Annotated in this window: 17 protein-coding genes and 1 pseudogene; 13 read left to right on the top strand and 5 right to left on the bottom strand. The window is 33.3% G+C overall.

Translation table 11 applies throughout. The features are described 5' to 3' along the window. A pseudogene (locus JVU85_RS03640) lies at positions 1-159 on the bottom strand (helix-turn-helix domain-containing protein); the annotation flags it as partial. A 298-nt stretch (positions 160-457) separates the two neighbouring features. Then, positions 458-1,366 carry a COX15/CtaA family protein gene (locus JVU85_RS03635; protein ID WP_021458950.1) on the bottom strand — a complete coding sequence of 303 codons (909 nt, stop codon included), beginning with the start codon at positions 1,364-1,366 and terminating at the stop codon, positions 458-460. Positions 1,367-1,657: 291 nt separating this feature from the next. On the opposite strand from JVU85_RS03635, the gene cyoE reads away from it, so the two are divergent. From cyoE to JVU85_RS03615, 4 genes are all read left to right on the top strand, one after another. After that, a complete protein-coding gene (cyoE, locus tag JVU85_RS03630) occupies positions 1,658-2,569 on the top strand; it encodes a heme o synthase (RefSeq protein WP_002510873.1) in 912 nt (303 codons plus the stop codon). Positions 2,570-2,593: 24 nt separating this feature from the next. Further along, the gene (locus tag JVU85_RS03625) at positions 2,594-3,055 is read left to right on the top strand and encodes a DUF420 domain-containing protein (protein WP_002510874.1); all 462 of its coding nucleotides are present in this window, start codon (positions 2,594-2,596) and stop codon (positions 3,053-3,055) included. 193 nt (positions 3,056-3,248) lie between these two features. Then, on the top strand, positions 3,249-4,298 hold the full coding sequence (locus tag JVU85_RS03620) for a CAP-associated domain-containing protein (RefSeq protein WP_021458949.1): 1,050 nt from the start codon (positions 3,249-3,251) through the stop codon (positions 4,296-4,298). A 12-nt stretch (positions 4,299-4,310) separates the two neighbouring features. Further along, positions 4,311-4,745 carry a YlbF/YmcA family competence regulator gene (locus JVU85_RS03615; protein WP_002510875.1) on the top strand — a complete coding sequence of 145 codons (435 nt, stop codon included), beginning with the start codon at positions 4,311-4,313 and terminating at the stop codon, positions 4,743-4,745. An 80-nt stretch (positions 4,746-4,825) separates the two neighbouring features. Here the strand turns inward: JVU85_RS03615 and JVU85_RS03610 are convergent, their stop codons facing one another. Continuing rightward, positions 4,826-5,743, bottom strand: a complete 918-nt coding sequence (locus JVU85_RS03610) for a glycerophosphodiester phosphodiesterase family protein (RefSeq protein WP_002510876.1) — start codon at positions 5,741-5,743, stop codon at positions 4,826-4,828. A 117-nt stretch (positions 5,744-5,860) separates the two neighbouring features. Here JVU85_RS03610 and JVU85_RS03605 point away from each other — a divergent pair, with 117 nt between their 5' ends. After that, the gene (locus JVU85_RS03605; RefSeq protein ID WP_002510877.1) at positions 5,861-6,112 is read left to right on the top strand and encodes a YlbG family protein; all 252 of its coding nucleotides are present in this window, start codon (positions 5,861-5,863) and stop codon (positions 6,110-6,112) included. Between the two features lie 23 nt (positions 6,113-6,135). Here the strand turns inward: JVU85_RS03605 and JVU85_RS03600 are convergent, their stop codons facing one another. Continuing rightward, positions 6,136-6,525 carry a DUF7147 family protein gene (locus JVU85_RS03600; RefSeq protein ID WP_021458948.1) on the bottom strand — a complete coding sequence of 130 codons (390 nt, stop codon included), beginning with the start codon at positions 6,523-6,525 and terminating at the stop codon, positions 6,136-6,138. A gap of 74 nt (positions 6,526-6,599) precedes the next feature. Here JVU85_RS03600 and rsmD point away from each other — a divergent pair, with 74 nt between their 5' ends. Next, complete coding sequence (gene rsmD, locus JVU85_RS03595) at positions 6,600-7,142, top strand: 16S rRNA (guanine(966)-N(2))-methyltransferase RsmD (RefSeq protein WP_021458947.1); 543 nt, start codon at positions 6,600-6,602, stop codon at positions 7,140-7,142. 1 nt (position 7,143) lies between these two features. Continuing rightward, entirely contained in the window at positions 7,144-7,629 is a 486-nt protein-coding gene (gene coaD / locus JVU85_RS03590) for a pantetheine-phosphate adenylyltransferase (RefSeq protein ID WP_021458946.1), read from the top strand. Between the two features lie 73 nt (positions 7,630-7,702). Here coaD and JVU85_RS03585 read toward each other — a convergent pair whose 3' ends face one another. Continuing rightward, complete coding sequence (locus JVU85_RS03585; RefSeq protein WP_002510881.1) at positions 7,703-8,842, bottom strand: nucleotidyltransferase; 1,140 nt, start codon at positions 8,840-8,842, stop codon at positions 7,703-7,705. 126 nt (positions 8,843-8,968) lie between these two features. Here JVU85_RS03585 and JVU85_RS03580 point away from each other — a divergent pair, with 126 nt between their 5' ends. The 6 genes from JVU85_RS03580 to pheT all read left to right on the top strand — a co-directional run bounded on the left by JVU85_RS03580 (position 8,969) and on the right by pheT (position 15,369). Continuing rightward, on the top strand, positions 8,969-9,508 hold the full coding sequence (locus JVU85_RS03580; RefSeq protein WP_002510882.1) for a YceD family protein: 540 nt from the start codon (positions 8,969-8,971) through the stop codon (positions 9,506-9,508). Positions 9,509-9,590: 82 nt separating this feature from the next. After that, the gene (gene rpmF / locus JVU85_RS03575) at positions 9,591-9,764 is read left to right on the top strand and encodes a 50S ribosomal protein L32 (protein ID WP_002435373.1); all 174 of its coding nucleotides are present in this window, start codon (positions 9,591-9,593) and stop codon (positions 9,762-9,764) included. Between the two features lie 95 nt (positions 9,765-9,859). Continuing rightward, complete coding sequence (locus JVU85_RS03570) at positions 9,860-10,825, top strand: M23 family metallopeptidase (RefSeq protein ID WP_021458945.1); 966 nt, start codon at positions 9,860-9,862, stop codon at positions 10,823-10,825. A gap of 18 nt (positions 10,826-10,843) precedes the next feature. Beyond that, entirely contained in the window at positions 10,844-11,584 is a 741-nt protein-coding gene (locus JVU85_RS03565; protein WP_002510884.1) for a TrmH family RNA methyltransferase, read from the top strand. 324 nt (positions 11,585-11,908) lie between these two features. After that, the gene (gene pheS / locus JVU85_RS03560) at positions 11,909-12,967 is read left to right on the top strand and encodes a phenylalanine--tRNA ligase subunit alpha (protein ID WP_002510885.1); all 1,059 of its coding nucleotides are present in this window, start codon (positions 11,909-11,911) and stop codon (positions 12,965-12,967) included. After that, on the top strand, positions 12,967-15,369 hold the full coding sequence (pheT, locus tag JVU85_RS03555; protein ID WP_021458944.1) for a phenylalanine--tRNA ligase subunit beta: 2,403 nt from the start codon (positions 12,967-12,969) through the stop codon (positions 15,367-15,369). Before pheS ends, pheT begins: the two co-directional genes overlap by 1 nt. Positions 15,370-15,416 lie beyond the last annotated feature (47 nt).

Below are 15,416 nucleotides of genomic sequence, written 5' to 3'. Positions count from 1 at the left end.
TCTATAAGTTTCACCATTTCGATACCATCGCCACCAAGTTTTTACCTGTGTGCTATTTTTGATATTTAATGCTTCCATAATTTCTTTTACAGTATATCAAGCTTCTTTCATTTCAATCGTTTTATATTTTGTTTCTATTGAATAAGACATTATTTTCATAGAAAAAACACCTCCGTATGATTCATTTTAAATGAATTCAACGAAAGTGTTTTTATTTTATTCCCACTAATTGGGGTCAGTTCAGATTATTGCCTAAGGTTTGTTTGTTTATAGTTAATAGTTAATTTTAGTAAATAGCAGAGGTCTTTTAGATCAATGTTAGCTCTTTGGTATCACCAAATGGCTGAGGCAGTGCCCGCGGAAAGCGTGCACAAAAAAACTGCCAACAAAGTCGGTGGACTTTGTCGACAGTATAAGAGATGCGACGTCAAAGCGTTTCTCTTTTTTAATGATTTAATCAACCGCCACTTCGTATTGTTCGTAACATAAGAACGATGAAATAAGCGATTAGACCAAATAAAAACGTAATGAATAAAGCATGTAGTAATGCGATAAACAAATTAACATTCGTCATCATTGATAATGCACCAGTAATTACTTGTAAAATAACAAGGATAAATGCAGTAGTATATCCGTAACGAATTGTACGATTATGTTGATAATGATTTATGGCATGAATAAATGTTATTAAAATCCATACAAAAGCGATAAATGCCATACCTCTATGTGCAAAATTAACCCAGTCCGCCACATTATGTGGTATTAAATCATTAAATGGTAATGGCCATGCACCATATGCTAGACTTGCTTCTTTATGTCTAACTAATGCGCCCGTGTAAATTGTTAAATATACAATTACAGCCATAATCCAAGTATAAACACGTAAAGGTTTTCTGATAAATAACTCGTCAGCTTCATATTTTTGATCAATTTCATATATAATTAAAGTCAGTACGAAAACGGAAGAGAAACTTATTAAAGAGATACCAAAATGCAACGCTAAAACATAAGAATTTTGTTGCCACATTACAGCTGCTGCACCAATTAATGCTTGTAATAGTAAAAAGCCAACACTAATCATACATAAAGGTTTAACTTCTTTAATATGACCAATATGCTTCCAAGCAACGATTGTTAACCACAAGACAACCATTAAAGATAATCCTGAAACAGCTCTATGACTTAATTCAATTAATGTTTGTATTGGTAAGTTTTGTGGCAAAAATGCACCGTGACACAATGGCCAGTCTGATCCACAACCATCAGCTGAACCAGTTTTTGTAACTAACGCTCCACCGAGTTGTACAAAAGCCATAATAATTGTTGCTAAAATGGATAACCATTTTAGGTTTTGTTTTTTAAACAATAATGAACACCCCACTAAAAATAACCTGATTCAGACTAAAATTTCCAATACATAATAGTATAGTATAATTTACAAGTTTTGCAAAAAGTACAATAACTATAAAATGACTAGTAATTTATAGTCTTTAAACTCACTTAAAAACAATTATAACAAGAATAATTATATAAATTGTGTCTTAATCATGACGATTTTGAATGTCGCTAAAGTGTCACAAATAAATTTTATTAAATCTAGTCAACGCATTAAATATGCTTTATCATAGATATTATATGAGAAATTAGGAGGGGAACTATGAACAAAGAGCAAACTTTGTCACATTCAACAAGTCGTGTAACCTATAAAGAGTTACAACAAATTATCAAAATGGGACTTGTACAAGGTAACTTGATTCCTGCTTTCGCAGGTTCATGGCTGGCGATTGTTTTGGCAAACCATTCCTTCCTCATGTCAATACCACAAATTCTTATGATGTTAATAGGGTCAACATTAATTATGGGTGGCGCATGCGCGTTGAATAATTATTATGATCAAGATATTGACAGTATCATGCCAAGTAAACAAAAAAGACCAACTGTTAATGGCAGAATATCAGAAAGAAACTTATTACTGTTAAGTTTCGGCATGATGCTGATAGGGGAAGCGTTATTATTTGCATTAAATGTACCATCTGGAGTAATCGGTCTATTGGGCATAGTAGGCTATGTTTCTTTTTATTCAATTTGGTCAAAACGTCACACAGTATGGAATACTGTAATTGGTAGTTTCCCAGGGGCAGTACCACCACTTATCGGTTGGACTGCAATAGAAGGAAATATAAGTATGACAGCAATTGCACTATTTTTAGTTGTATTTTGTTGGCAACCAATCCACTTTTATGCATTGGCTATCAAGAGAAAAGATGAATACTCATTAGCGAATATTCCAATGTTACCATCTGTTAAAGGTTTTAACAGAACGCGTATAGGAATGTTTGTATGGTTAGTGTGTTTATTACCATTACCATTTTTATTTGCAGACTTAGGTGTTACTTTTATAATTTTAGCCACGTTGCTTAACTTAGGGTGGTTAGCAATGGGATTAACGAGTTTCAAGAAAAATGTAGATCAAACGAAATGGGCAACAAATATGTTTATATATTCTTTGAATTATTTAGTTGTTTTCTTTGTTCTTACAGTTATCGTTTCGTTAATTCAGATGTTTTAAATTTTAAATATAAGGATGGAACTTATGAATTTACCAATTTTACCGACTATAAGTACGTCATGTATTATTATTAGTGCAATATTAATCGCAATAGGCTGGCGATTAATTTGGAAACGAAACATAGAAGCACATAAAAAAGTAATGTTAACAGCAGCTGTTTTTGCACTTATATTCTTTATTATTTATGCCTCACGCACTATTTTTATAGGAAACACTGCTTTTGGTGGTCCTGATTCAATAGAGATATACTATACAATTTTCTTAGTATTTCATATTAATTTAGCAACAATTGGTGCAATTTTAGGTATAATTCAAATAATCACAGCATTTAAAGATAAATTTAACATTCACCGTAAAGTAGGGCCTGTAGCATCGATTATTTGGTTCTTTACAGCTATTACGGGTGTCGCTGTTTATTTATTGTTATATGTTATTTATCCTGGAGGAGAAACAACTTCTCTATTAAAAGCTACATTTGGAGGATAATTAACAGAACTCAAAGCTTAGCATAAGGCTAAGCTTTTTATTTTTGTACAATTTGAAGTGTAATCAATAGTCATCGAATTATTATTAGGCTAAACTGATACATCTAGGTTACTGTTAAACCATGATGAAGATTCTTGCTAATGACTTGATAAAATGTGTACAATGACCATATGATGAATTAGGTGGGTGAATGATGAATAAGCTAATAATAAAAGTTATTGGTGCTTTAGTTTTAATATTATTCCTAATTTATTTATTTTATTCTCCAAGATTAAAATTTGATGTATTAGAAAATCCAAATAACAATAGTAAACAAACAACGTCGAATAAAGATTACAAACAGCAAAAGGGAGATACAGAAAATAAAACACCTGAAAGTGGTGTAGGTACTTGGATAGGAAAAAATATTAATAATTTAACAGATAAATATGGTCAAGCTGATCGTGTTTATCCATATCAAAATGGATTTAAAACATATGTATTTAAAGATAAAGATCAGTATTATTTAGTTTCAGCGAAAAAGAACGTTATCAAGTCTGTCTATGCTACTGGAACAAAATCTGATGTATCGCCATTAAAAATATCAGATAATGCTTCGAGTGTGTTTGAAGATTTAACAATTAATCCAGAACCAACAATCTCAACGCAGAATAAAACATATGATTTAGAACTATCAGATGAAGATATGAAAACACAAACTTTAGTTAAATTTGATCATATGTATGCTCAAGTTTATACAGACCAACAAACTAACAAAATTGTTGGCGTTCGCTATTTAGATAGTGAAGCTTTAACAACTTTCAAACCGTATCAAACAGTGGAAAATGAAGAAGCTAATGACAAAAAAGAAAAAGAGCCTAAAAGACCATATGAACAAAATGCCAACCAATTAATGACTTTGTATGAAATCACTAATGAAATGCGTAAATTAAAAGGGGCAAAACCTTTAAATGTTAAGAATGAGCTATCTCATATAGCTTCATATAACTTATATGAGGCAACAGATTCAGAAAGTGTAGAATTTACAGAAGAAGCATTAAAACAACAACTAGATGCACGACAAATTCCATTTAATTCAGCGAGTCAAAACGTTGGATATGAATTTAATGATGTGCCAACGTTGATTCATAGTTGGTTAAATTCAGACATTCACCGTTCACGAATGTTGAACACTAAGTACAATACTATGGGTGGAGAAGTAATGGATGATTATTATACATTAATCTTTGTTGAAGATAAGTAAGGAGGATATAAGATGATAACGGAAGAAACAGTAAAAGTCCTCGACAAAATTGAAATGTTAGGTGAAATGATTGGTAACTCAGACTTATATGACGCGTATCGTCAAGCGGAGCAAGCGTTAGAAGCTGATGATGAAGCCCATTTATTGTACCAAGCATTTTTGAAGTCGAAAGAATCATACGATGAAGTGATGCGCTTTGGCAAATACCATCCTGATTATCAAACAGTAATGATGGACACGCGAAAACGTAAAAGAGCATATGAAATGTTACCTGTAGTGATGGACTTTAAACAAAAAGAGATGGCACTTCAAACACTTGTTGACGAAGTGATTACCAAACTAGCACACGCTGTTTCACAAAATGTGAAAATTGAAGCAGGTAATCCATTTTTCCAAAAAGATGTTGGTGGTTGTTCCACTGGCGGTTCGTGTAATTGTTCTATTTAGCAATTGTTATAGACAGTGATATAAATAAATTGAAAATTTTTAAGTAAAAAAGTTAGCGAACAAAGATGTTTGCTAACTTTTTATTTAATATTATTAAAACGTTGAGCTAAATCTGGTCGATCGGTAACTATCGAATGGACACCATGTTTCGTTAATTCTTGCATTAAATCTAAGTTGTTCACTGGGCTATAACTAGGAACTATATTTAAACGTAGTAACCATTGAATATAGTTGTATTCTAGACGTTTTGTATGGTTTATTTGAGGTGTTAATTGAAAAAAGTGTGATTTAGGTTTGAACGTATGTCCTATTCCTAAAATGTATTTAATAAATGCTTCAGTCATTTCCTTTTGACTTGCTCCAACAGCAATCTCTTCCTCATTGTAGTCAGCGAATGCTGTTAAATGTTCTACGAATGGACTCATAACAACAACACGGTGTTGTGCGTGATGCTGTACGATAATATCAAAGAGCAACTTAGGTATACGATGTGCATTAGTAGTATCAGGCGCATCTAAGATATGTACAATGATTAATTGATTAGGATATTTTGTTAATACCTCTGATAGCGATAGTATTTTAGCCAAATGATGGTCTCTGTATGGGTGGTGTTTATTTATATCTGTAAAGTAATATCCAGCATCTAAATGTTGTAATTCAGCTAAATTATGAGTCATAACAGCGCCCGAACCATTTGTTGTGCGGTCAAGTTCACTATCATGAAAAGCAACTAAATGATAATCTTGTGTTAACCTAATATCAATATCAAAACCAGTTACTTTGTGGTTATTGGCATAATCAAAAGCAAGTTGTGTGTGCTCTGGACGAACGGCCATACCGCCTCTACGTGCAAAAATATAAGGGCTTGCATGAGTGAAAAACGTAGGGACAGCCATATTTGTGCGTTTGTAGTTATATTTTTTGAGAAAGAATAAACTGCCAACTACTCCCACTGTGCCTATAAAAGCACTTTTGATTAATACATTAAATTTAGTCATTATAGATAACCTCCTATAAACTATATACCCAAACATCGTACTACTACATATAATTGTTATTTATAAAAATAAAAAGTCATGATATTATAAAGTGGCTAACAAATGGAGTGAAATAATATGGATATTATAGCGAGAACAAGTTTAGTTATTTATTTGAAACATATGAAACACGAACGTCAAATTAGGAAATTCGGTCACATCGTCCATTCAAATAAGCAAAAAAAATATGTCATGTTGTATATAAATGAAGATGAAGCGGACGCCATTGTACACAAGTTGATGAAGCTAAAATATGTGCGTAAAATTGACGGGTCACCATACAAATATTTGAAGAAAGTTTATGAAAAAGAAAGACATGAACTTTCATAAATATAACGAGCGCTAATTTGAATTTATTGTAACGGTGGAATCCAATTTTGCATGCGTAAAACACTGGTCAAATAATTAAAATATAGATCTAAATCATGATACGTTTCAGGTGGTTGGACATCAATCCCTTTAAACGATAGATTATATTGTTCTGCGTATTCTTTAATGAGTTCAAATTTTTTATTAGTTTTTGGATACGGATAATTAAAGGCATTTATCATAATGTACATAGCTTGAAAATGTCGTTCTGTTGTTGGATGCATAATTATCGCTACAGAAGAACGCTGTTTGTCCGACATGGGTGTATGAAAATTGACAATGGCTGCAATTCGTTGATGGTTATATTCAATTAATGTTGTAAATTCAAACAAATCGGTGAGACCTTCACCTAGCAAAATAAATGATTGTTTCATTTTATATGTCTCCTTTTACGTTGTGCATATAAAATTATATAAAATTTGGTGTGAGATTGGAAGTGTAGATAACAATGAGAGTAATTTCAGGTGTACACAAAAGTAAACCGTTAGAAAGTATGGAAGGGCGTAATACACGACCAACTATGGACAAAGTCAAAGAGGGGATTTTTAATAGTTTACATGAAGTATCGGGCTTAGGCTTAGATTTATTTGCAGGCAGTGGTGCCTTAGGTATAGAGGCACTGTCTAGAGGTATGGAAAAAGTTATTTTTGTAGATCAAAATTTTAAAGCAACACAAGTCATTAAAGGTAATTTAAAAAGTTTAGGTATTGAAGCACAAGCAGAAGTATATAAAAACAATGCAGATAGAGCGTTAAAAGCATTAAGTAAACGAGAGATTCAGTTTGATTACATCTTTTTAGACCCACCCTATGATAAAGGGCTTATTGACGAAGCATTAGAAGCAATAGCAAAATTTGATTTATTAAAAGAACATGGTATTATCATCTGTGAGTTTAATCATAAAGAAACTATAAAGTATGAACCATTTCATAAAATAAAGCAGTATCATTACGGGCTAACAGACACATTGTTACTAGAAAAGGGAGAATAATATGACTACTACAAAAGCTGTGATTCCAGGAAGTTTTGACCCAATTACTTTTGGACATCTAGATATCATTGAAAGAAGTACGGATCGATTTGATGAAATACATATTTGTGTATTAAAAAACAGCAGTAAAGCAGGCACTTTTTCGGTGGATGAACGGATGGCTTTAATTGAAGAATCTGTTAAAGGTTTAGACAATGTCACTGTGCATGACTTTAGTGGGCTTTTAGTGGATTTCTGTGATGAAATTGGTGCACAAACTATTATTAGAGGACTACGTGCTGTAAGTGATTTTGAATATGAACTGAGATTGACTTCAATGAACAAAAAACTTAATAGCGATGTTGAAACATTGTATATGATGACGAGTACTAATTATTCATTTATTAGTTCTAGTGTGGTCAAAGAGGTAGCTGCATATAAAGCAGATGTTTCTGATTTTGTGCCAGAGCATGTTGCAAAAGCATTGAATGAAAAGTTTAAAAAATAATAGCTGTGCAAACGTATAACTACCTAGTGCATCCACACTAGGTAGTTATACGTTTTTTGTAAACAGTAGGTTTTTAAGTTTCAGTACGAATTACCGGGGTGTTGAAATCGGTAGCTTGTTGTTGTGACAATAAATTATAAACTGTTGTTGCGCGAATTTCGGAAGAGAAAAAGTGTGCATTTTGCTTATTGATATTAGTAACAAAATGACGTTCTGGGAACTGCTTTTTGAGTTGCTTTAGATAGCGTTGTCCTTGTTGTGACATTCCTAATATATGCACGGCTTCGATATTTTGTGGCTTGTCACCTTGATAGAACTGTAACAATATATTCATTAAGACACGTTGTATATGTGTATAAGTATAACGTTTAGTTTTTAAAAGTTGCATTAATTCAGCAAAAGAGGTTGCTTGTCCAATATACTTTTTAATACGTTGTTCTAGTCCTTCATTCATTAAATGAATGCCTTGTAATGCTTCAATAGAGTGTGTGATGATAGCATACTTTAAAAATGGAAAGCACTGTTCTACTGTCAAATGTGGCGCAGTATATAGCTGTTGAATATCATTAGGTACGACAGACTGCCAACTTGGATCATTGTCTTGTAGTGCATTTCTAATAGAAGTACCACTAGCATATGTTGGATTGATAATATTACTCTCATGGTGATTAGTTTGATGACGTGAAATGGTCCAAGGTTGGATATGTGGCGCATATTGTTGAATTGCTCTCACATAGGATACACCTAATGTATTATTCGGTGACTTTAAAATTGTATTATTATTCGTCAGTTCACTTATAATTCGAGGATAACTTTTACCTTCTTTTACTTTTTGGGTGAAAGCTGGTGTATGTTCCAATTGTGTTAATTGTTGCGCTACTTGTTGAAATTCTGTGATATTTCCAGATTCGCTGCCAAATGACAAGTGATCAACATTGAGGTACTGTGCAACCTTAACAGCACTTTCAGCAAAGTATTGGCCTGCAGATATTGCTGCAAACGCAGGTAATTCAACAACAATATCGACGGCTTGTAATGCCATACGTGTGCGCAGAAATTTATTATAAAATGCAGGGGCACCACGCATGACAAATTGTCCGCTCATGATTGCGACACTAATATCTGCTCCTGAGATTGACTTTGATTGTTTGGCATGGTATAAGTGACCATTGTGGAAGGGATTATACTCTGTTACTAACGCAACGCTTTTCATTTGCATTTCTTCCTTTCGGTATTCATTATAGATATTGTAACAGATATAAAAGTGTTAAGAAAAAATCTTGACAACTTAAATCTATAAAGTTAAAATAAATTTTGTGCTTGTTAGAGGTGAAGCCATATGAAATGGTCAATAACGCAATTAAGAAAATACCAAGATGAGCCATTTGTATTTAAGCAAACGGTGAATTTTGATCATTTGAAAGACTCATTGGATTTGTTAGATTTATCTGCCATTACGGTAGAAGGTGAACTAACCGTTAAATCAAACGAGGTTATCGCAGATATGCATATTACTGGTGTTTATACCATGTCATGTGCCAGAACCTTAGTTCCTGTAGAAGTGCCGCTAGATACTACTTCTCAAGAAATTTTTGATTTAGAGGGATTTGATTCATACAGTGAAGATGATGAACATTATCACGATGCCACTGATGGAATGATAAATTTAAAAGATATTGCAGAAGAACTTGTCATCATAGAAAAGCCAATGCGTGCATTTGCAGAAAATAGTGATCAAATGATGCGCGAAGGTAATGGTTGGGAAGTTATTGACGAAACGCAAGCGGCTGAACTTAAAAAAGAACAAGAAGCGTCAGAGTCTAAGCAAGTCGATCCAAGGCTTCAAAAATTACAACAATTATATGACGAAGAGCAATAGCAGTTTCAAGTAATCTATAGTATAATAGATTATTGAATCTGAACATTAATGATTTTGTGTTTGAATATAAGGAGGATAAATCATGGCAGTACCAAAAAGAAGAACATCTAAAACAAGAAAAAATAAACGTCGTACTCATTTCAAAATTTCAGTACCAGGTATGACAGAATGCCCAAGCTGTGGCGAATACAAATTATCTCACCGCGTATGTAAGAACTGTGGTTCATACAATGGTGAAGAAGTTGTATCAAAATAATTTCAATATGTAAATGACTTCATTAAGTCAACACAATCGTTCATTAATTATTAAGTCAATAATTTTTGGACGATTTTTTTAGATATGTAAATCTAATGACAATGATTGGTAGTGACAATGTGAGCACATTAAAACAGCAGAACATTATAGAGAAAATTGAAGCAAATGATTTCGAGTGGTTATATAACCATTTTAGTGACTATTTTCAAGATGTAACTTCATTAGTAGAGTTAAAATCAATACTAAAAGAGTATAATAAAATTAGCACTACCCACACGCTTTTTCGCCATATAAAAGTCAATAAAACAGATGAATTTATTTGGATAGCTGACAATGGGCAAGCAGGCGTTAGTGTGACACTTAATAAATATAATGAAATTGTCAGTATGGTGTTATTACCATTAGAAAAAAATAAATCGCAAAAATTGACAAAACAATATTATACGATGCCAATTGAAGGAGAATATTTTGTTAGTGCCGGCGGGGATAATGAATTATTAAATCATCATTTTAATTTTAAATATCAGCGTAATGCTTATGATTTAACAATGGTAAATGAAGATATGACTTATCAAGGTACACCTAATCAAAATGAAAATTATTATTGTTATGGTCAATCAGTTGTAGCTCCAGCCAATGGAAAAGTAGTACAAACATTAAAAAATATTAAAGACAATACCCCAGGTGAAGCCAATACGAATCATCCAGAAGGTAATTTCGTTATCATTCAACATCAACTAAATGAATATAGCATAGTAGCCCATTTGCAAAGTGACTCTATCAAGGTAGATGTAGGTGATATTGTAAGAAGAGGACAACATATTGCTAACATAGGTAACTCTGGCAACAGTAGTGAACCGCATCTCCATTTTCATATTATGAATAAAATTAAAACACATAGTGGTTATACTTATAAAATTAAATTTTTAGACCAAAATGAGCCACTAAGAGGCGATAAGGTTTATTATTCAGGTGATAAAATGAAAATAGAATCACATCACGCGCTCACAAATGTATTGAAAAATTATGGCTTACATCTTTTACACAGATTTAAAAACTAAAGATAGTGAGGATATGTTATGGAAAACATTACTTCTGCACAAAATAGTAAAATTAAGCAAGCTACTAAATTAAAAAAGAAACGGGAACGAGATAAAACAGGTTTGGCATTAATTGAAGGTCATCACTTGATTGAAGAAGCTTTTAAAAGTGACATAAAAATTTTACAATTATTTATGGTTGAACAAGGTCGATTAGATAGCCAAATTGTGGACTATGCTGAAACATGTTTTGAAATTAACATCAAAGTAGCTGAAGCACTGTCTGATACTGTTACACCTCAAGGTTTTTTCGCTGTGATCGAAAAACCAACTTATGATACTACTAAAGCAACACAAGTTTTGCTAATAGATCGTATTCAAGATCCTGGTAATTTAGGGACATTGATTAGAACTGCAGATGCGGCTGGTTTAGATTTAATCGTCTTAGAAAAAGGGACTGCGGATCCGTATCAAGATAAAGTATTACGAGCAAGTCAAGGCAGTGTGTTTCATTTACCAATCGTTACTGACGACTTACATACATTTATGCAATCATTCCAAGGAGATATCTTTGGTACGGCTCTTAACGATGCAAAACCATTTAATGAGGTGGCAAATGTAAATCATTTTGCACTATTGTTAGGTAATGAAGGTGAAGGTGTTAACCCTGACTTATTGGCCGAAACAACACAGAATTTAAATATCCCTATTTATGGTAAAGCTGAAAGTCTCAACGTAGCCATTGCTGGTAGTATTTTAATGTATCATTTGAAAGGTTGACCCTTACTACCAACATCGTATATAATTATTTTGAATGAAAAAAATATAAACCAATAAAAAGACGTAAATTATCACTAATTATTGTTCAGGGAGAATAATCATGACTGTAAATTATTCCAATAATGTATAATTTTTTTCACCTTTTTGGTTACTTAAAGAAATTTAAGTCGGCTCACATTCCGTTACCAATGTCTAACAAGTGTATGCAATTGCATAAATTTGGGTGGTACCACGGAAAGACTTTCGTCCCTTAATTACAGAGGGGTGAAAGTCTTTTTTTGTAATAATGAAGTAAATGAAACGGTAATATAAGGAGGAACTACTATGGCTCTACCAGTAGAAATGTCGGAATTAAAGCAACAAGCTTTAATAGATATAAATGAAGCTAATGACGAACAAATATTACAAGGAATAAAAGTGAAATATCTTGGTAAAAAAGGTTCGGTTAGTGCATTAATGAAACGTATGAAAGATTTGCCTAATGAGGAAAAACCTGCATACGGTCAACAAGTGAATGAAGTACGTCAAGCTATTGAAAATGCAATTGAAGCACGCCAAGGAATTTTAGCAGAGGCTAAATTGGAACAACAATTAGCGACTGAAAAAATTGATGTGACTTTACCTAGTCGTAAAATTGCTATCGGAGCAAAACATCCTTTAACGCGCACAATTGAAGAAATAGAAGACTTGTTCCTCGGTTTAGGTTATGAAATTGTTGATGGCTACGAAGTGGAACAAGATTATTATAATTTTGAAGCTTTAAATCTTCCTAAATCTCACCCAGCAAGAGATATGCAAGATAGTTTTTATATTACTGAAGAAATTTTAATGCGTACACATACGTCACCTGTTCAGGCGCGAACTATGGAACAACGTAATGGCCAAGCACCTGTAAAAATTATTTGTCCAGGTAAAGTATATCGACGTGATTCAGATGATGCGACGCACAGTCATCAATTTACTCAAATTGAAGGATTAGTAGTTGATGAAAATATTAAAATGAGTGACTTAAAAGGTACTTTGGAATTACTTGCTAAAAAACTTTTTGGTGATGCACGTGAAATCCGTTTACGTCCAAGTTATTTCCCATTTACAGAACCATCTGTCGAAGTTGATATTTCATGCTTTAAGTGTAAAGGAAAAGGCTGTAACGTTTGTAAACATACTGGCTGGATTGAAATATTAGGCGCTGGTATGGTACATCCTAATGTACTAGAAAAAGCTGGATTTGACTCAGAGAAATATACTGGTTTCGCCTTTGGTATGGGTCCAGATCGAATTGCTATGTTGAAATATGGCATTGAAGATATTCGTCATTTTTATACTAATGATGTAAGGTTCTTAAATCAATTTAAAGCAGTAGAAGATAGAGGTGAAGCGTAATGTTAATTTCAAAAGAATGGTTAGAATCATATATAGATATAAATCAACCAGTAAATGTATTGGCTGAAAGAATTACACGTACAGGGATTGAAGTAGACGATATTATAGATTACACCGAAGATATCAAAAATTTAGTTGTAGGTTATATTACTGCTATAGCACCTCATCCTAATGCTGACAAATTAAATGTTTGTACGGTAGACATTGGTGAGAGTGAACCTGTACAAATTGTGTGCGGTGCACCTAATGTCGATAAAGGACAAACGGTAATTGTAGCAACAGTAGGTGGAAGATTACCTGGTGGTATTAAAATCAAAAGAGCAAAATTACGTGGCGAACGTTCAGAAGGTATGATTTGTTCATTACAAGAAATTGGTATTGCCGAAAATGTAGTTCCAAAAGCATTTGAAAATGGTATTTTTGTATTTCCAGAAGCAGTCGCTCCAGGAACAAATGCATTGGATGCATTATATTTAAACGATCAAGTAATGGAATTTGATTTGACACCAAATAGAGCTGATGCATTAAGTATGATAGGTACTGCTTATGAAACAGCGGCACTTTATAATACGACAATGACAAAACCACAAAGTACTACTGAAACAGCGACAAGTTCCATCTCAGACCAATTATCTGTCACGATTGATGCTACAGATCATGTACCATATTATAGTGCGCGTGCAGTAGTTGATGTGACAATTGCACCATCTCCAATATGGATGCAAGCGCGTTTAATGAAAGCAGGCATTAGACCAATTAATAATGTAGTAGATATTTCGAATTATGTATTGTTAGAATATGGTCAACCTTTGCATATGTTTGATAAAGATCAAATCGGTTCTGATTCTATCGTGGTACGTCATGCAAATCATCAAGAAACGATGAACACGTTAGATGACCAACAGCGCCAGTTACAATCTTCAGATTTAGTGATTACAAATGGTCAAGAACCAATTGCTATCGCTGGTGTTATGGGTGGAGATTTTTCAGAAGTCACAGCGGAAACAAAAAATGTAGTTATTGAAGGTGCTATCTTTGATCCAGTGTCAATTCGTCATACTTCAAGACAATTGAATTTACGCAGTGAAGCGTCAAGTAGATTTGAAAAAGGTATCGCTACTGAATTTGTAGATGAAGCAGTAGATAGAGCATGTTACTTACTTGCAACGTACGCCAATGGTACGGTATTAGCTGATCGCGTTGCAGCAGGTGATTTAGGTAGTTTTGTAACACCTATTGAGATAACAGTAGCAAAAGTAAATAACACAATAGGTTTTAATCTAACAGTTGAAGATATCGAAAGTATTTTTGTACAACTTGGCTTTGAAACACATAGTGACGGTGACACAATTAAGGTGTTAGTACCGTCAAGACGTAAAGACATTACAATTAAAGAGGATTTAATTGAAGAAATTGCTAGAATTTATGGTTATGATGAAATTCCATCTACATTGCCTGTGTTTGATCAAGTTACGAGTGGTGAACTAACAGATAACCAAGCTAAAGCGCGTCAAATTAAAGCGACTTTAGAAGGGGCAGGTTTAAGTCAAGCTATTAATTACTCACTAATTAGTAAAGAGCGTGCGCAAGACTTTACATTAGAGAAACATAACACAATTGATTTATTAATGCCTATGAGTGAAGCACATGCGACGTTACGTCAAAGTTTAATTCCACATTTGATAGATGCAGTAGCTTATAATGTAGCTCGTAAAAATGATGACGTGCGTCTCTATGAACTTGGTAGAGTTTTCTTTGGTAACGAGGAAGGCGAATTACCAGATGAAGTTGAATATTTAAGCGGAATTTTAACAGGGGATTATGTTGTTAACCAATGGCAAGGTAAAAAAGAAGCAATTGATTTCTTTATTGCCAAAGGTTTTGTAGATCGTATTGCCGAAGTTTTAGACCTATCATTCGCTTATGAAGCTACAGAAATTGATGGTTTACACCCTGGCCGTACAGCTCATGTCTATTTGAATGACCAAGTTGTTGGTTTTATTGGTGAGTTACATCCAAATGTCGAAAAAGATTATGATTTAAAACAAACTTATGTCTTTGAATTAAATTATGATAAGTTAATGGCTGTCGCAGTGGGCTATATTAACTACGAACCAATTCCTAGATTCCCGGGAGTAACAAGAGATATAGCTTTAGTTATTAATAGAGATCTGCCATCAGCAAAATTATTAGACACAATTAAACAAAATGGTGGAGATATTTTCCAAAATGCACAAGTCTTTGATGTATATCAAGGTGAACATGTTGCAGAAGACGAAAAATCTGTAGCTATTAGAATTAACTATTTAGATACTGCAGATACATTAACAGATGATAAAGTAAATGCTGTACATGACAATATTTTAGAAGCATTAGTTGCCCAAGGTGCGACAGTAAGATAATGCTCACAAAAAGAGGACTAACCTTTAAAATGGATTGGTCCTCTTTA

The sequence above is a fragment of the Staphylococcus sp. GDY8P72P genome (assembly GCF_016890655.1).
In the GTDB taxonomy this organism is placed as follows: domain Bacteria; phylum Bacillota; class Bacilli; order Staphylococcales; family Staphylococcaceae; genus Staphylococcus; species Staphylococcus arlettae.
This window is presented reverse-complemented; position numbering and strand designations above follow the sequence as displayed.